Origin of the sequence: Bacillus sp. EKM202B (assembly GCF_011066025.1) — a bacterium.
In the GTDB taxonomy this organism is placed as follows: domain Bacteria; phylum Bacillota; class Bacilli; order Bacillales; family Bacillaceae_G; genus Bacillus_A; species Bacillus_A toyonensis.
This window is the reverse complement of the sequence record NZ_JAAMNK010000028.1, coordinates 40,514-58,345: the sequence shown is the minus strand read 5'-3', so window position 1 is coordinate 58,345 and position 17,832 is coordinate 40,514. Positions and strand designations below refer to the sequence as shown.

19 protein-coding genes and 1 other annotated feature are annotated in these 17,832 nt (G+C 37.0%); all 19 genes read left to right on the top strand.

What is annotated here, in order from left to right; translation table 11 throughout:
- The first annotated feature begins 283 nt into the window (after positions 1–283).
- The 19 genes from ctsR to nusG all read left to right on the top strand — a co-directional run bounded on the left by ctsR (position 284) and on the right by nusG (position 17,665).
- Positions 284–745: a transcriptional regulator CtsR gene (ctsR, locus tag G9F74_RS24210; protein ID WP_001244560.1), complete on the top strand. Its 462-nt coding sequence runs from the start codon at positions 284–286 to the stop codon at positions 743–745.
- 170 nt (positions 746–915) lie between these two features.
- Entirely contained in the window at positions 916–1,464 is a 549-nt protein-coding gene (gene mcsA, locus G9F74_RS24205; RefSeq protein ID WP_000128388.1) for a protein-arginine kinase activator protein McsA, read from the top strand.
- 4 nt (positions 1,465–1,468) lie between these two features.
- Complete coding sequence (mcsB, locus tag G9F74_RS24200) at positions 1,469–2,533, top strand: protein-arginine kinase McsB (protein WP_000050835.1); 1,065 nt, start codon at positions 1,469–1,471, stop codon at positions 2,531–2,533.
- Between the two features lie 22 nt (positions 2,534–2,555).
- Positions 2,556–4,991, top strand: a complete 2,436-nt coding sequence (gene clpC / locus G9F74_RS24195) for an ATP-dependent protease ATP-binding subunit ClpC (protein ID WP_000971171.1) — start codon at positions 2,556–2,558, stop codon at positions 4,989–4,991.
- 95 nt (positions 4,992–5,086) lie between these two features.
- Complete coding sequence (radA, locus tag G9F74_RS24190) at positions 5,087–6,463, top strand: DNA repair protein RadA (protein ID WP_016107359.1); 1,377 nt, start codon at positions 5,087–5,089, stop codon at positions 6,461–6,463.
- A gap of 3 nt (positions 6,464–6,466) precedes the next feature.
- Entirely contained in the window at positions 6,467–7,540 is a 1,074-nt protein-coding gene (gene disA / locus G9F74_RS24185; RefSeq protein WP_000392164.1) for a DNA integrity scanning diadenylate cyclase DisA, read from the top strand.
- A gap of 160 nt (positions 7,541–7,700) precedes the next feature.
- On the top strand, positions 7,701–8,804 hold the full coding sequence (locus G9F74_RS24180; protein ID WP_016107360.1) for a PIN/TRAM domain-containing protein: 1,104 nt from the start codon (positions 7,701–7,703) through the stop codon (positions 8,802–8,804).
- A 16-nt stretch (positions 8,805–8,820) separates the two neighbouring features.
- Positions 8,821–9,501 (top strand): 2-C-methyl-D-erythritol 4-phosphate cytidylyltransferase, encoded by a 681-nt coding sequence (gene ispD, locus G9F74_RS24175; protein ID WP_000288308.1) that lies wholly within the window; start codon positions 8,821–8,823, stop codon positions 9,499–9,501.
- A gap of 116 nt (positions 9,502–9,617) precedes the next feature.
- A complete protein-coding gene (ispF, locus tag G9F74_RS24170) occupies positions 9,618–10,094 on the top strand; it encodes a 2-C-methyl-D-erythritol 2,4-cyclodiphosphate synthase (protein ID WP_000488380.1) in 477 nt (158 codons plus the stop codon).
- A gap of 89 nt (positions 10,095–10,183) precedes the next feature.
- Entirely contained in the window at positions 10,184–11,641 is a 1,458-nt protein-coding gene (gltX, locus tag G9F74_RS24165) for a glutamate--tRNA ligase (RefSeq protein WP_016107361.1), read from the top strand.
- Between the two features lie 47 nt (positions 11,642–11,688).
- Positions 11,689–11,937: a binding site (T-box leader), on the top strand.
- Between the two features lie 146 nt (positions 11,938–12,083).
- Entirely contained in the window at positions 12,084–12,749 is a 666-nt protein-coding gene (gene cysE, locus G9F74_RS24160; protein WP_000476498.1) for a serine O-acetyltransferase, read from the top strand.
- Positions 12,730–14,127, top strand: coding sequence for a cysteine--tRNA ligase (gene cysS, locus G9F74_RS24155; protein WP_000152262.1), 1,398 nt, complete (start codon positions 12,730–12,732; stop codon positions 14,125–14,127). The genes cysE and cysS overlap by 20 nt, the downstream gene beginning before the upstream one ends.
- A 2-nt stretch (positions 14,128–14,129) precedes the next feature.
- Complete coding sequence (locus G9F74_RS24150; RefSeq protein WP_000564265.1) at positions 14,130–14,537, top strand: Mini-ribonuclease 3; 408 nt, start codon at positions 14,130–14,132, stop codon at positions 14,535–14,537.
- Complete coding sequence (rlmB, locus tag G9F74_RS24145; RefSeq protein ID WP_000093761.1) at positions 14,534–15,277, top strand: 23S rRNA (guanosine(2251)-2'-O)-methyltransferase RlmB; 744 nt, start codon at positions 14,534–14,536, stop codon at positions 15,275–15,277. The genes G9F74_RS24150 and rlmB overlap by 4 nt, the downstream gene beginning before the upstream one ends.
- A gap of 3 nt (positions 15,278–15,280) precedes the next feature.
- Positions 15,281–15,793, top strand: coding sequence for an NYN domain-containing protein (locus tag G9F74_RS24140; protein ID WP_000997879.1), 513 nt, complete (start codon positions 15,281–15,283; stop codon positions 15,791–15,793).
- Positions 15,794–15,860: 67 nt separating this feature from the next.
- Positions 15,861–16,520, top strand: coding sequence for an RNA polymerase factor sigma-70 (locus tag G9F74_RS24135; RefSeq protein WP_000387198.1), 660 nt, complete (start codon positions 15,861–15,863; stop codon positions 16,518–16,520).
- 130 nt (positions 16,521–16,650) lie between these two features.
- Positions 16,651–16,797 carry a 50S ribosomal protein L33 gene (gene rpmG, locus G9F74_RS24130; protein ID WP_012260172.1) on the top strand — a complete coding sequence of 49 codons (147 nt, stop codon included), beginning with the start codon at positions 16,651–16,653 and terminating at the stop codon, positions 16,795–16,797.
- 23 nt (positions 16,798–16,820) lie between these two features.
- On the top strand, positions 16,821–17,000 hold the full coding sequence (gene secE, locus G9F74_RS24125; protein WP_001241321.1) for a preprotein translocase subunit SecE: 180 nt from the start codon (positions 16,821–16,823) through the stop codon (positions 16,998–17,000).
- A gap of 131 nt (positions 17,001–17,131) precedes the next feature.
- Positions 17,132–17,665, top strand: coding sequence for a transcription termination/antitermination protein NusG (gene nusG, locus G9F74_RS24120; RefSeq protein ID WP_000415793.1), 534 nt, complete (start codon positions 17,132–17,134; stop codon positions 17,663–17,665).
- The last annotated feature ends 167 nt before the right edge of the window (positions 17,666–17,832 follow it).

Here is a 17,832-nt window from a genome sequence, read left to right as displayed (position 1 = left end):
GAACACGGAAGTTAAGCTCTCTAGCGCCGATGGTAGTTGGGACCTTGTCCCTGTGAGAGTAGGACGTCGCCAAGCAACTAAAACACGAGTCAAATGACTCGTGTTTTTTCGTGTTTTATTTTATAATCCATAGTAATAAAAAAATGTGTTTAAAGTATTAATATTTTGATTAAATACAGGAGAATGTGGCTAGGATAGTGAATAAGCAAAAGAGTTGCAAATTTTATTAATACGTATATAATTAAAGTCAAAGATAGTCAAAGTCAATAAAGGTGGCGGATAAATGAGAAATATATCTGATATCATTGAGCAATATCTAAAGCAAGTTATTGACTTAAGCAATAATAATGTGATTGAAATTAAGAGAAATGAGATTGCGGATCGGTTCGAGTGCGTACCATCTCAAATCAATTATGTAATCAATACCCGTTTTACGTTAGAAAGAGGATTTGTAGTAGAAAGTAAACGTGGTGGAGGAGGTTACATTCGCATTATAAAAGTCAAACTGCATGACGATATAGACATTATTGATCAAATGCTTCATATGATTGATCATAGTGTTGCGCAAGGGAATGCAGAAAGCATGATTATACGTTTAATAGAAGAGGGAATCATAACAAATCGTGAAGCGAAACTGATGTTAAGCGTAATAGATCGTTCTGTATTATCAATGGATGTTCCTTCTCGAGATGAACTTAGGGCTCGAATATTATGCGCAATGTTAAGAACACTGAAATATAAATAAATATAGCTTTTATAAAAGAATGATGACTAAGATAAAGCAGTTAAATGTTGTAGAAGTTTTGAAAAAGAACATGCACTTTTATTTAAACGGATTCAGGAAAGCGAACAATCTAGTAATGTATGAAAAGTATCATGAGATAGAGCGTTCCTGTTGTAAAGGTGGGGATAGTGATGACTTGTCAAAACTGTAATATAAGACCAGCGACTTTACATTATACAAAAGTAATTAACGAGAAGAAGGCGGAAGTTCATCTTTGTGAGCAATGTGCAGAGCAAAGTGGCTATACGTCTTTCTTTCAATCATCGCAGTCTAACTTTTCATTTCATGATTTATTTGCTGGTTTATTACACGGTGAATCAACAATGTTTGAAGAAGGAAAAAATGGATTTTCAAATGCAAATATAGTAAGATGCCCAGATTGTAAGATGACATATGAACAATTTACAAAAGTGGGACGTTTTGGCTGTTCTTCTTGCTACGATACATTTAAGGAGCATTTAAAGCCACTATTAAAACGTCTTCATGGTGGGCATACAGATCATTGTGGAAAAATTCCGGAACGTATAGAAGGAAATATCCACTTAAAGAAAGAATTAGATGAACTAAAACTCATTCTGAAACAATGCGTACAGAAAGAGGAATTTGAGAAAGCTGCAGAGGTAAGAGATAAGATTCGAGGTCTTGAAATACATCTTAGTGAGCATAGAGAGGGGGAATAGTTCTATGTCACTGGACAAAATTATGAATGAAGCGATTAGTCCATGGATGAAGGGGGATGGCCCTGATTCTGATATTGTTTTAAGTAGTCGAATTCGTTTGGCTCGTAATTTTAAACAATATCAATTTTCTACTATGCAAAACGAAGAAGAAGCTAAACAGATTCATGAATTATTTAAAAAGAAATTTATAAATAAAGCAGTAGGGTCCTTTGGGGAGTTTGGACTATTAAAGATGAATGAATTAACCCCTCTTCAAAGGAGAGTTTTAGTCGAAAAGCATTTAATTAGTCCAAATCTTGCAGGGACAGAATATGGAGCATGTTTACTATCAGAAAGTGAACATATTAGTGTTATGCTTAATGAAGAAGACCATATTCGGATTCAGTGCCTATTTTCAGGATTACAGTTATCAGAGGCGCTTCAAAGCGCCAATCAAATAGATAATTGGATTGAGAAAGAAGTTGAATACGCTTTTGATGAATCACTTGGATATATTACAAGCTGTCCTACTAATGTTGGCACAGGGTTAAGAGCTTCTGTGATGATTCATTTACCGGGACTGGTTTTAACAAAAAGAATTAGCCGTATTATACAAGTAATTCAAAAATTAGGGTTAGTAGTAAGAGGAATATACGGTGAAGGTAGCGAAGCGTTAGGTAATATATTTCAAGTGTCAAATCAAATGACGCTAGGAAAGTCTGAAGAAGATATTATTGCAGATTTAAAAGGTGTCATTCAACAAATTATACAGCAAGAAAAAATGGCTAGAGAATTAATTGTACAAAATTCAAGTATTGAACTTGAAGATAAGGTTTATCGTTCTTACGGCATACTAGCAAACAGTCGTTTAATTCAATCTGCAGAAGCTGCTAATTGCTTATCAGATGTACGACTTGGTATTGATCTAGGATATATAAAAGGTATATCGAGAAATATTTTGACGGAGTTAATGGTTCTTACTCAACCGGGCATTTTACAACAATACGCGGGAGGACCTTTAGGGCCAGAAGAAAGAGATTATCGAAGATCAACCTTAATCCGTGAGCGATTACGTATTGAAAAAAACTAAGCGCAAGTAGGAGGCGATTTCTATGATGTTTGGAAGATTTACAGAAAGAGCACAGAAAGTATTAGCTTTATCTCAAGAGGAAGCAATTCGTATTGGGCATAATAATATTGGAACAGAACATATTTTACTTGGGCTTGTACGCGAAGGTGAAGGAATTGCAGCAAAAGCGTTAATTGCTCTTGGATTAAGTCCAGAGAAAGTTCAAAAAGAAGTAGAAGCGTTAATTGGGCGTGGAACAGAAGCTTCTCAAACTGTACATTATACACCTCGTGCTAAAAAGGTTATTGAATTATCTATGGATGAAGCGCGTAAGCTAGGCCATTCTTACGTTGGAACAGAACACATTTTACTCGGTTTAATCCGTGAAGGTGAAGGTGTAGCGGCACGTGTTTTAAATAATTTAGGTGTAAGTTTAAATAAAGCGAGACAACAAGTGTTACAACTTCTTGGAAGTAATGAAGCTAGTTCAGGTCATCAAGGTGGTTCAGCAACAAATGCAAATACACCGACACTTGACAGTTTAGCAAGGGACTTAACAGTTGTTGCACGTGAAAATCGCTTAGACCCTGTTATTGGACGTGGTAAAGAAATTCAACGTGTAATTGAGGTGTTAAGCCGTAGAACGAAAAACAACCCAGTATTAATCGGTGAGCCTGGTGTAGGTAAAACGGCAATTGCAGAAGGATTAGCACAGCAAATTGTAAATAATGAAGTTCCTGAAACTTTAAGAGATAAACGTGTTATGACACTAGACATGGGTACAGTAGTAGCTGGAACGAAATATCGCGGTGAATTTGAAGACCGTTTAAAGAAAGTGATGGATGAAATTCGCCAAGCAGGCAATATTATTCTATTTATTGATGAGCTTCATACATTAATTGGTGCCGGTGGAGCAGAAGGTGCAATCGATGCATCGAATATTTTAAAACCATCTTTAGCACGAGGAGAGTTACAATGTATTGGGGCGACAACTTTAGATGAGTATCGCAAATATATTGAAAAAGACGCGGCTTTAGAAAGACGTTTTCAACCAATTCATGTTGATGAGCCAAGTTTAGAAGAATCGATTCAAATCTTGAAAGGTTTACGTGACCGTTATGAGGCGCATCACCGTGTATCTATTACAGATGACGCTATTGATGCAGCTGTAAAACTTTCAGATCGTTATATTACAGATCGCTTTTTACCGGATAAAGCAATTGATTTAATTGATGAAGCTGCTTCAAAAGTTCGCTTACGTTCTTATACAACACCACCAAACTTAAAAGAGCTTGAAGTGAAGCTTGAGGAGATTCGAAAAGAAAAAGATGCGGCTGTACAAAGTCAAGAATTTGAAAAGGCTGCATCTTTACGTGATATGGAACAACGCTTACGAGAGAAGTTAGAAGATACAAAACGTCAATGGAAAGAGCAACAAGGAAAAGAAAATTCAGAGGTTACGGTAGAAGATATTGCAAATGTCGTTTCTACATGGACGCGTATCCCAGTTTCTAAACTTGCACAAACAGAGACTGATAAATTATTAAACTTAGAATCCATTCTTCATGATCGTTTAATTGGTCAAGATGAAGCGGTAGTAGCTGTAGCAAAAGCTGTTCGTCGTGCGAGAGCAGGATTAAAAGATCCGAAGCGCCCAATTGGTTCATTTATTTTCTTAGGGCCAACAGGTGTAGGTAAAACAGAACTTGCAAGAGCACTAGCAGAATCTATGTTCGGTGATGAAGATGCAATGATTCGCATCGATATGTCAGAGTACATGGAGAAGCATTCTACTTCCCGTTTAGTTGGTTCTCCTCCAGGATATGTTGGATATGAAGAAGGTGGACAATTAACAGAGAAAGTTCGTCGCAAGCCATATTCAGTTGTCTTATTAGATGAGGTAGAGAAAGCTCATCCGGATGTGTTTAATATTTTACTACAAGTATTAGAAGATGGTCGTTTAACCGATTCTAAAGGACGTACAGTAGATTTCCGTAATACAATTGTTATTATGACATCTAACGTTGGGGCAGATGCATTAAAACGTAATAAGTATCTTGGATTTAACGTACAAGATGAGAGCCGCGATTATTCGGATATGAAAGGTAAAGTAATGGATGAACTGAAAAAAGCATTTCGTCCAGAATTCTTAAACCGTATTGATGAAATTATCGTATTCCATATGCTTGAGAAAAAACATATTCAAGAAATAGTAACTCTTATGGTAAATCAGTTAGTGAATCGCTTAAAAGAACAAGAAATCGAATTGCAATTAACAGAAGGGGCAATTTCTGCTATTGCTGATAAAGGATTTGATCGTGAGTACGGTGCTCGTCCGCTTCGTAGGGCAATTCAGAAGCATGTAGAAGATAGACTATCTGAAGAACTTTTAAAAGGTGCTATTGAGAAAGGACAAAAAGTTATCTTTGATGTAGAAGGAGAATCATTTGTCATTCATAGTGCGGAAAAGGTAAAATAAGTATAGACAAACAAAGAGGGCTACGCGATAGCCCTCTTTCTTGTACGAGAAGGATAAACGTTTATAGACGAAAGTGAAGTGAACTATAAAAAGGTATGGTTAAAAAGAAAACGAAATTTATATGTCAAGAATGTGGTTATCAGTCACCGAAATATATGGGTAAATGTCCCGGATGTGGTCAATGGAATACACTTGTTGAAGAGATGGAACCAGTTGTATCATCAAGGCGCCTTAATTACGCGAATGCAATTCAAACGGAAGTAACAAAACCAAGACGTCTTACTGAAGTAGAAACAAAGTCTGAGGCACGTATTGAAACGGAATTTCAAGAGTTTAACCGTGTGCTTGGTGGCGGAATTGTAGATGGGTCCTTAGTACTTATTGGTGGAGACCCTGGGATTGGAAAATCAACATTACTATTACAGATTTCATCGCAATTAGCAGATTCTTCATATGATGTATTATACATATCGGGTGAGGAGTCGGCAAAGCAGATTAAACTTCGTGCAGATCGTTTGCATGTAAAGGGTAGCAATCTATTTGTTGTAGCAGAGACAGACCTGCAGCGTATTGCAGCACATATTGAAGAAATGAATCCAGCTTTTGTTGTTATTGATTCTATTCAAACGATACATTTACCTGAAGTGACGTCAGCACCAGGAAGTGTGGCGCAAGTACGTGAATGTACAGCGGAATTAATGAAACTTGCAAAAACAAAAGGAATCCCTATTTTCATCGTCGGGCATGTGACAAAAGAAGGAGCAATTGCAGGACCTCGTATGTTAGAACATATGGTCGATGCAGTTCTCTACTTTGAGGGAGATCGACACCATACGTATCGTATTTTACGAGCTGTGAAGAACCGTTTTGGTTCCACGAATGAAATGGGTATCTTTGAAATGAAAGAGCTTGGTCTTGCGGAAGTTTTAAATCCTTCTGAAATCTTCCTTGAGGAAAGGCCGGTTGGTGTTGCAGGGTCAACAGTAGTTGCTTCAATGGAAGGAACAAGACCGGTTTTAGTAGAAATACAAGCTTTAATCTCCCCTACTAGTTTTGGAAATCCTCGAAGAATGGCGACGGGAATTGATCATAACCGTGTTTCGCTTATTATGGCAGTATTAGAAAAAAGAACAGGCTTACTATTGCAAAATCAAGATGCATATTTAAAAGTAGCTGGTGGTTTGAAATTAGATGAACCGGCAATTGATTTAGCAGTGGCTTTAAGTATAGCCTCAAGTTTTAGGGATAAATCTACGGCACCAACCGATGCAGTAATAGGAGAAGTAGGATTAACTGGAGAAATAAGAAGAGTATCAAGAATCGAACAACGTGTACAAGAAGCGGCTAAATTAGGATTTCAACGTGTTATTATTCCTAGAAAAAACTTAGGAGGATGGACAATTCCAGATGGGATTGAGGTTGTAGGTGTTTCTAATTTAGGAGAAGCGCTTCGTTTGACATTAGGAGGCTAGGCTATGGAAGAAAATAAGCAACGTGTCAAAAGTATGATTAATATTTTACAGCTCGTGGCCCCAGGGACACCACTGCGCGAAGGGATAGATAATGTACTTCGCGCACAAACAGGGGGACTAATTGTTCTTGGATATAATGAGCAGATTAAAAGTATTGTTGATGGCGGTTTTCACATTAATTGTGCATTCTCTCCTGCTAGTTTATATGAATTAGCAAAAATGGACGGGGCACTTATTTTAAATGAAACGGGAAGTAAAATTTTAATAGCAAATGCACAGTTAGTTCCAGAGGCATCTATTGATTCTATTGAAACAGGCATGCGTCACCGAACAGCAGAACGTGTAGCGAAGCAGACTGGTAGCCTTGTTGTAGCTATTTCACAAAGACGTAACGTAATTACGCTATATCAAGGGAACTTACGTTATACACTAAAAGATATAGGGGTTATTTTAACAAAGGCAAATCAAGCTATTCAAACGTTAGAAAAATATAAGGCTGTATGGAATGATGGTATTACGAATTTGGGCATTCTAGAATTTGAAGAGGTCGTTACAATGTCCGAGGTCGTTCACGTTTTACATAGTGTTGAAATGGTACTGCGTATTAAAAATGAAATATTGAGCTATATTCATGAGCTAGGAACAGAAGGTAGGTTAATCCGTTTACAACTTACAGAACTACTAGCTGATTTAGAGGCAGAGGCAGCATTATTAATCAAAGATTATCACCAAGAAAAAACACAAGACCATCATCAAATTTTGAAAAAGTTGCAGGACCTTGCAAATACACAACTTTTAGAGGATAGTGATTTAGTAAAATTACTTGGCTACCCAGGGCAAACGAGTTTAGAAGAAAGTGTGACGCCAAGGGGATATCGAATCACAAGCAAAATCTCTCGTGTTCCGCCACTTATCATTGAAAATTTAATTAATCGATTCAAAACGTTGCAAGGTGTTTGTCGCGCGACTATTCATGAATTGGATGATGTGGAAGGAATTGGAGAAGTAAGGGCGAAGAAAATACGAGAAGGCTTAAAAAGAATTCAAGAGCATCTCTATATGAGTAGACACAATTAAGAATATTACATTGATTCCATAATATAACGACACTAGAACATTTTTGGTATATGATATGATATATTGGTAAATAAAACTATTTATAAAAAAACACGTCCGCTTTTGCATTCGGCGTTTTGATTAGCGAAACAATGGTTAATAATGAGTAGGAGGTGGTTGGATGTTAAAACGGATCGTACAGCTCTTCTTTCTAGTAATTGGGGGAGCGTTAGGGATTTACTTAATCCCAAAAGTTATTAATGTATTAGACATCGGTGCTGTTCCTTTATTGGAAGGATCGTATGTTCGTGCAATTATTGGTGCAATTATTTTATTTTTAACAACATTTTGGCTTGTAGATTATATTGTTCAACTTATTAAGCATATTGAAGAGGCTCTTGTAAAGGCGCCTGTAGCAGATGTTTTATTTGGTACATTAGGTTTAATCTCTGGTCTCATTGTTGCATATTTAATTTTAATACCAATTCGTGAATTTACAATTCCGGTTATTAGCACAGTATTGCAAGTGTTCTTTACTCTTTTACTTGGATATTTAGGATTCCAAGTAGGATTTAAAAAGAGGAATGAATTGCTAGGATTATTTACATTACCCCAACGCGGAGGTAAGAAGAAAAACAATAGTGAGAACGAAGAGATAGAGGTAGAAAAATCTACGGTTCATTGGAAAATTCTCGATACGAGTGTAATTATTGATGGACGTATTGCTGATATTTGCCAAACGAAGTTTTTAGAAGGAACAATTGTAATTCCACAATTCGTATTAGAAGAGCTTCAGCATATTGCCGACTCCTCCGATGCTTTAAAGCGTAATCGTGGTCGCAGAGGACTAGACATTTTAAATCGTATTCAAAAAGAGATGCCGATTCCGGTAGAAATTTATGAAGGCGATTTCGAGGATATCCAAGAGGTGGATAGCAAACTTGTAAAGTTAGCTAAAATCACCGGTGGAACTGTAGTAACAAATGATTTTAACTTAAATAAAGTTTCTGAATTACAAGGAGTAACGGTGTTAAACATTAATGATTTAGCTAATGCAATTAAACCAGTTGTACTCCCTGGCGAAGAATTAAGTGTTTATGTTGTGAAAGATGGTAAAGAGCAAAACCAAGGTGTTGCGTACTTAGATGATGGTACGATGATTGTAGTAGAAGATGGTAGAGAGTATGTAGGCTCGCAACTTAATGTACTAGTTACTAGCGTATTACAAACATCGGCTGGTCGTATGATTTTCGCAAAACGTAAATTATTAGAAAAAGCATTATAGGTAGAGGATTATTAATATGTATACATTAATTATTCCGGCAGCCGGTCAAGGAAAGCGGATGGGTGCTGGCAAAAATAAGTTGTTCTTACTTATAAATGAAGTACCGATTATCGTGCATACATTACGTGCTTTTGAAAGAGATAAGGCGTGCAAAAGTATTGTTATGGCAATTAACGAAGAGGAACGCCCGTATTTTGAAGAATTAATGCAGAAGTATCCGATTGAAAAACAGGTGCAATTTATTCAAGGTGGGGCTGAAAGACAAGATAGTGTATATAACGCGATTCAGCATGCAAGTGATGTGGAATACGTTCTTGTGCATGACGGAGCGCGCCCATTCGTAACGAATAAAGTGATTCAAGATGTATTAACAGCAGCAGAAAAATATGGGGCTTCCATTTGTGCAGTGCCAGTAAAGGATACAGTGAAGAAAGTAGAGCAAGGTGTTGTTGTCGAAACGGTAGAACGATCTCAGCTTAAGGCTGTACAAACACCGCAAGGGTTCTCTGTTTCGCTTTTGTTAGAAGCTCATAGAAGTGCAAAACAGAGCTGTTTTCTTGGTACAGATGATGCAAGTCTCGTAGAACGCATTGGTAAGCAAGTAGGTGTAGTAGAGGGGAGTTACTATAATATTAAAGTGACGACTCCAGAGGATTTACTAATTGCTGAAAGTTTCCTTCATGTTCAGAAAAAATAGCCGTGATGGTGTATAACAAAGGAAAGCTCGGCAATAGCCGGGCTTTTCTTTGTAAGGATATCGATATAATATAGAGTCATAAAGCTCAGTAGTTTAGCTCAAGGAGGATGTAAAGAATGTTTCGAATTGGACAAGGTTTTGATGTACATGAATTTGCGGAAGGTAGACCGTTAATTATCGGCGGAATTACAATTCCTCATGAGAAGGGATTAATCGGTCACTCAGATGCGGATGTATTGTTACATACGATTGCTGACGCATGTCTAGGAGCAATTGCAGCAGGAGATATTGGAAAGCATTTTCCTGATACTGATCCTGCCTTTAAAGATGCAGATTCAGCTATATTACTACAAAAGGTTTGGGAATTTGTACGCGAACAAGGTTACGAGCTAGGAAACCTAGATTGTACAATTATTGCTCAAAAGCCAAAAATGGCACCGCATATTGAAAGTATGCGTAAACGTATTAGTGAACTGTTAGAAACGTCTATAGATAACATTAATGTAAAGGCAACAACAACAGAAAAATTAGGATTTACAGGTAGAGAAGAAGGAATTGCTTCTCAAGCAGTGGTATTATTACAGAAAAAATAATGGTTTTTAATTCGTAAGATGGATAATCACATTTTTTTGTTGTACAATTATAGAATGTGTTGACATTAAGAATGGAAGGTGTACCAATTATGGAAAAGCAAGTGAGAGTGCGCTATGCGCCAAGTCCAACAGGACACTTACATATCGGAAATGCGCGTACGGCATTATTTAATTATTTATTTGCTCGTCATCAAGATGGTAAGTTTATTATTCGTATTGAAGATACTGATGTAAAACGTAATGTTGCAGGTGGAGAAGAAAGCCAATTAAAATACTTGAAATGGCTCGGTATGGACTGGGATGAAGGTGTTGATGTTGGTGGTGAATTCGGACCATATCGTCAAACAGAGCGTTTAGATATTTATAAAAAATTATATCTAGATTTATTAGAGCGTGGTTTAGCTTACAAATGTTATATGACAGAAGAAGAGCTGGAAGCAGAGCGTGAAGGACAAATTTCTCGTGGTGAAACACCTCGTTATGCAGGTAACCATCGTGATTTAACTGAAGAACAAATGAAAGAATTTGAAGCTGAGGGACGTATTCCAAGTATTCGTTTCCGTGTACCAGCTGATCGTGATTACACATTCAAAGACATCGTAAAAGATGAAGTTGCATTCCATTCAAATGATTTCGGTGATTTTGTTATCGTGAAAAAAGATGGAATTCCAACTTATAACTTTGCGGTAGCAGTAGATGATCACTTAATGGAGATTACACATGTGCTTCGTGGCGATGATCATATTTCAAATACGCCAAAACAAATGATGATTTATGAAGCTTTCGGTTGGGACATCCCACAATTCGGTCATATGACCCTAATTGTTAACGAAAGCCGTAAAAAGTTAAGTAAACGTGATGAATCTATTATTCAATTTATTGAGCAATATAAAGAGCTAGGATATCTTCCAGAAGCAATCTTTAACTTTATTGCACTACTAGGTTGGTCGCCGGTAGGAGAAGAAGAGATCTTCTCTAAAGATGAGTTCATCAAAATTTTCGATGCAGCTCGTTTATCAAAATCACCTGCATTATTTGATTCTCAAAAATTAAAATGGATGAACAACCAGTATATGAAAAAGCAAGATTTAGATACGGTTGTAGAGTTAAGTTTACCGCATTTAGTGAAAGCTGGACGTGTGGGCGAAACTTTAAGTGAACAAGAACAAGCTTGGATTCGTGATGTAATTGCTTTATATCATGACCAAATGAGTTTCGGAGCTGAAATCGTAGAGCTTTCTGAAATGTTCTTTAAAGATCATGTTGATTATGAAGAAGAAGGACAAGAAGTATTAAATGGTGAACAGGTACCTGAAGTACTTCGTGCATTTGCTGGTCAAATAGAAGCTCTAGAAGCGATGGAGCCTGCAGCGATTAAGGCAGCTATTAAAGCAGTTCAAAAGGAAACAGGGCATAAAGGTAAAAACTTATTTATGCCAATCCGTGTTGCTACTACTGGTCAAACACATGGTCCAGAGCTTCCTAATGCGATTGCACTTCTTGGGAAAGAAAAAGTTTTAAATCGTCTTCAAAAAGTAATTGGTTAACATTTTCTAGGTTTAGAAATATAATAAGTATACTTAAAATCTAATAAGGAAAAGCGACGAGAAGGAGAAGTAGAAAATCAGGCTTTTTACAGAGAGAACCACCTTTAGGCTGGAAGTGGTTTATAAGCGGATTTTTGAAATGCCCCTTCGAGTCTTCTGCTGAACAACGAATTGTTTCGTGAAATGTCTTAGGGCGTAAAGTAAGCAGAAGCGGTGTACACCGTTATCATGGATGAGTTTGAGGCTTTTTTATTAGCCTAAACAGAGTGGAACCGCGCTTAAAAGGCGTCTCTGTCAATATGACAGAGGCGTCTTTTTTTATACCGTAAAAGTCGGTATAAGTATAAGTTTGATCTCCTTGTATAAAGATTTAGAGGATAAGTGGGGAGTTAAGGGAGTTAGTTCACTCGAAAAAGCAGCCCATAAAGGGGAGGGGACATCGATGTTTAAGAGGCTTCGGGAAGATATTGAAGTCGTTTTTGAACAGGATCCAGCGGCACGAAGTTATTTCGAAGTCATTTTGACTTACTCTGGATTACATGCAGTTTGGGCCCATCGAATTGCACATGCTTTTTATAAAAAGAATTTCTTTTTTATTGCACGTTGGATTTCACAAGTTAGTCGGTTTTTTACTGGCATTGAGATTCATCCAGGAGCAACAATTGGTCGTCATTTTTTCATTGACCATGGAATGGGGGTTGTAATTGGAGAAACGTGTGAGATTGGTGATAATGTAACAATTTATCAAGGTGTTACATTAGGTGGTACGGGAAAAGAAAAGGGAAAGAGGCACCCTACAATTCAGGATAATGTATTAATTGCAACAGGTGCTAAAGTACTAGGCTCAATTACTGTTGGAGAGAATTCTAAAATTGGAGCAGGATCCGTTGTATTAAAAGAAGTCCCTGCGCATTCTACAGTTGTAGGTATACCTGGCCGAGTCGTTATTCAAAATGGAGTGAAGATTGGTCAAGAGTTAAATCATTCCGATCTTCCGGATCCGATTTTTGATAAATTAAAGGTTATGGAAGCAGAACTTGATAAATTGAAAAAGCAACTTGAAGTAAAGGTAGAAAGGAAGGATAAAAATGACTATTCACATTTATAATACGCTAACACGTCAAAAGGAAGAGTTTATTCCATTAGAAGAAAATAAGGTAAAGATGTATGTTTGCGGTCCTACAGTATATAACTACATCCATATTGGGAATGCGAGACCCCCTATGGTGTTCGATACAGTACGCCGTTATTTAGAATACAAAGGGTACGAAGTGCAGTATGTATCTAACTTTACTGACGTAGATGATAAATTAATTAAAGCAGCAAATGAATTAGGTGAAGATGTACCGACAATTGCTGACCGTTTCGTTGAAGCATATTTTGAAGATGTAACCGCACTAGGTTGCAAACATGCAACAGTTCATCCGCGTGTAACAGAAAATATGGATATTATTATTGAATTTATTCAAGAACTTGTGAATAAAGGGTATGCATATGAATCAGAAGGTGATGTGTACTTTAGAACGAAAGAATTCGAAGGTTACGGTAAATTATCGCATCAGCCAATCGCTGATTTACGTCATGGTGCACGTATTGAAGTAGGAGAAAAGAAACAAGACCCTCTTGACTTTGCTTTATGGAAAGCTGCAAAAGAGGGAGAAATCTTCTGGGAAAGCCCTTGGGGGAAAGGACGTCCAGGGTGGCATATTGAATGCTCAGCGATGGCACGTAAGTACTTAGGGGATACAATTGACATTCATGCTGGTGGTCAAGACTTAGCATTTCCTCATCATGAAAATGAAATTGCGCAGTCCGAGGCGTTGACTGGAAAAACATTTGCACGTTACTGGATGCATAATGGATATATTAATATTGATAATGAGAAGATGTCTAAGTCACTTGGAAACTTCATTTTAGTTCACGATATCATTAAGCAATATGATCCACAGTTAATTAGATTCTTTATGCTATCAGTACATTACCGTCATCCAATTAACTTTAGTGAAGAGTTATTACAAAGTACGAATAACGGGCTAGAAAGAATTAAAACAGCTTACGGTAACTTAAAGCATCGTATGGAAAGTAGCGCGAATTTAACAGATCATAATGAGAAATGGTTAGCTGAGATGGAAAAATTCCAGGCTGCATTTGAAGAAGCAATGGATGATGACTTCAATACTGCTAATGCGATTACTGAATTATATAATGTAGCAAATCACGCAAATCAATATTTATTAGAAGAACATACTTCTAAAGTTGTAATTGAAGCATACGTGAAACAACTTGAAACATTATTCGATATTTTAGGATTAGAATTAGCAAAAGAAGAATTGCTTGATGAGGAAATTGAGGCGCTTATCCAAAAGCGTATTGAAGCTCGTAAAAATCGTGATTTCGCATTATCTGATCAAATTCGCGATGATTTAAAAGAACGTAATATTATTTTAGAAGATACCGCACAAGGTACAAGATGGAAAAGAGGATAAGAATGATTGATGCAAAGCAATTAAACAGCTTAGCGTTAGCATATATGGGTGATGCGGTATATGAACAATATATCCGCTATCACCTCCTTCAAAAAGGAAAGGTTCGTCCTAATCAATTACATCGCTTAGGGACGAGCTTTGTTTCGGCAAAAGCACAGGCGAAAGTTGTTTATCATTTATTAGAGACGTCATTTTTGACAGAGGAAGAAGAGGCGGTATTAAGAAGAGGGCGTAATGCAAATTCAGGTACCGTTCCGAAAAATACGGATGTACAAACATATCGACATAGTACAGCCTTTGAAGCGCTAATTGGTTATCATCACTTATTAAATAATCGTGAAAGATTAGACGAAATTGTATATAAGGCAATTGCAGTTTTAGAAGAAAAGGAAGGGGGCACATCATCATGAGTAGTGAATATATTATCGGACGTAACCCTGTAATTGAAGCGTTACGATCAGGGAGAGATATTAATAAAATTTGGATCGCGGAAGGTGCTGCCAAAGGGCAAGTGCAGATTGTACTAGCATTAGCGAAAGAAAATAAGATTATTTTACAACATGCACCAAAGAAGAAGTTAGATCAATTAGTTGAGGGTAATCATCAAGGTGTAATTGCTCAAGTAGCTGCATACCAGTATGCTGAATTAGAAGATTTATTCAAAGTAGCAGAAAAACGTAATGAAGATCCATTCTTCTTAATCTTAGATGAAATTGAAGATCCGCATAACCTAGGTTCTATTATGCGTACTGCTGATGCCACAGGAGCTCATGGGGTTATTATTCCGAAAAGAAGGGCTGTAGGACTTACAGCATCAGTTGCGAAAGCATCAACAGGAGCAATTGAATATATTCCAGTTGCGCGCGTAACAAACTTATCTCGCACAATTGATGAATTGAAGGAACGCGGACTTTGGATTGCTGGTACAGATGCCAAAGGAAAAACGGATTACCGTAATTTAGATGGTAAAATGCCGATTGGATTAGTAATTGGTAGTGAAGGAAAAGGTATGAGTCGTATTATTGGTGAAAAGTGTGATTTCTTAATTACTTTACCGATGGTTGGTAAAGTTACATCCTTAAATGCTTCAGTAGCCGCAAGTTTGTTAATGTATGAGGTATATCGTAAACGTCACGAAATTGGTAAATAAAAAATGAACGATATTTTAATCGTTGACGGTTACAACATTATCGGAGCTTGGGGAGACTTGAAAAAACTACGGGATGTAGATTTGCAATCATCAAGAGACGCGCTTATTGATAAGATGGCGGATTATCAAGGATATACAGGAACGAAAGTAATGATAGTCTTTGATGCCTATACAGTCCACGGTATTGAAAAAAAGATGAAACAATCGCGTGTGGAAGTAATATTCACGCGCAAAAATCAAACTGCGGACGAAAAGATAGAGAAACTTGCGATTGAGCTTAGAAATATAAATACACAAATATATGTTGCGACTTCTGATTATACGGAACAATGGGTTATATTTGCGCAAGGTGCCCTTCGGAAATCTGCGCGTGAATTAGAGTTAGAAGTACAAGCGATGGAACAACAAGTAAGAAGACGTACAAAAGACACGAAAGAAAAGCAACCTGCCATGCGAAAGATATTTAGTGAGGATATTACAGAAAAATTAGAAAAATTAAGAAGAGGAGAGCGTTGAAGCATTGACGCTCTTTGTCTTTTTACTGTATAATATTGCTAAATAAATAGCGGTCGGAGGGATCAAGGTGGAAGCAGGCTTCGTAAGTGTAGGCGACGTTACATTTCGTGATTTAGAGGATGAGGCAATCGTTGAGTTAGTTCGAAAAGGTAATACTGACGCTCTAGAATATTTAATTCATAAATATAAGAACTTTGTTCGCGCGAAATCAAGATCTTATTTCTTAGTGGGTGCCGATCGAGAAGATATTGTTCAAGAAGGTATGATTGGATTGTTTAAAGCAATTCGTGATTATAAAGAGGACAAGCTGTCTTCGTTCAAAGCATTTGCTGAACTGTGTATTACTCGACAAATTATTACCGCTATTAAAACAGCAACAAGACAAAAACATATTCCTTTAAATTCGTATGTGTCTTTAGATAAGCCGATTTACGATGAGGAATCTGATCGAACGTTATTGGATGTTATTTCCGAAGCGAAGGTGACTGATCCTGAAGAGATGATCATTAGTCAAGAAGAATATACCGACATAGAGTCTAAAATATCTGAATTATTAAGCGATTTAGAAAGAAAAGTACTTTCTTTATACTTAGATGGTCGCTCTTATCAAGAGATTTCGGAACAGTTAAACAGACATGTGAAATCTATTGATAACGCTTTACAGCGGGTGAAGAGGAAATTGGAACGATATATGGAAATGAGAGAGAGTACAACTTTAAATTCATAGAAAGTAACGCAGGTGTAAATTAATTCACCTGTTTTCTTTTTGTAACGAGAGTGGGAGTCATGACATTGACATTGTCTTTTGTTGTATGATACATTTTTAGGGACATAATGTTACAAGGCTGGTGTAACTAATGAGGAAAAAAGTTGTACTCTCATGTGAAGAGTGTAAAAATCGAAACTACTCTACGATGAAAGATACGAGCTCAGTAGAGCGACTTGAGATAAAGAAGTTTTGTAAAACATGCAATAAGCATACAGTTCACAAGGAAACAAAATAAATAATACACTGGAGGTCCCGCAGATGCGTTTAACGAACTTTTTCGGCGATGTAGGTCGCGAAATGAAAAAAGTAAGTTGGCCTAAAAAAGATGAATTACTCCGCTCAACAGCGACTGTTATCGCTACAGTTGTGTTCTTTGCGATTTTCTTCGCAGTAGTTGATATGGGCATTTCTTCTTTAATTCGGTTAATTCTTGGTTAATTCTTGAATAAGAAGCACTTATCCATGATATAATGTTATTTATAAGAACTGTGTAAAAGCCCGGTGAACGGGTTTTTTCATTTGCGCAAAAAAATGTACGTCAGGGAGGGAAGGACGCTCGTCCTAAATGAATGGAAAAAAGTTGGTATGTTGTCCATACTTATTCTGGATATGAAAATAAAGTAAAGGCAAACCTAGAGAAACGTGTAGAATCAATGGGTATGCAAGATAAAATTTTCCGTGTTGTTGTCCCGGAAGAAGTAGAAGTAGAAATGAAAAATGGTAAAGAAAAAATAATGAAAAGAAAAGTGTTCCCAGGTTACGTGTTAGTGGAACTAATCATGACTGATGACTCTTGGTATGTTGTTCGTAATACACCGGGTGTAACAGGTTTTGTTGGTTCTTCAGGTTCTGGATCTAAACCATCTCCTCTATTAGAAGAGGAAGTTGTTACCATTATGAAGCATATGGGAATGGACAATGAAGTGGTTGATTTCGACTTTGAACTTCATGAGACAGTACGTGTAAATGAGGGACCATTCGCAGATTATACAGGTGCTATTGAAGAAATTGATGTGGAGAAGAAAAAAGTGAGTGTGCTTGTAGATATGTTTGGTCGCGAGACTCCAGTTGAACTTGACTTCCATCAAATTGAAAAATTATAAAATGAAACTTGAAATGAATTGTAAAAAGTGATAATATCTTTTAAGTCAGTACGTCTTCGTTATCGGAGACGTTTTTTGAAAGATTTTATCGTTACAGATAAAATATGACGTGGGAGGGCAAATCACTGTCCAATTGACCACATCACGGACTTAAGGAGGTGTGTCTC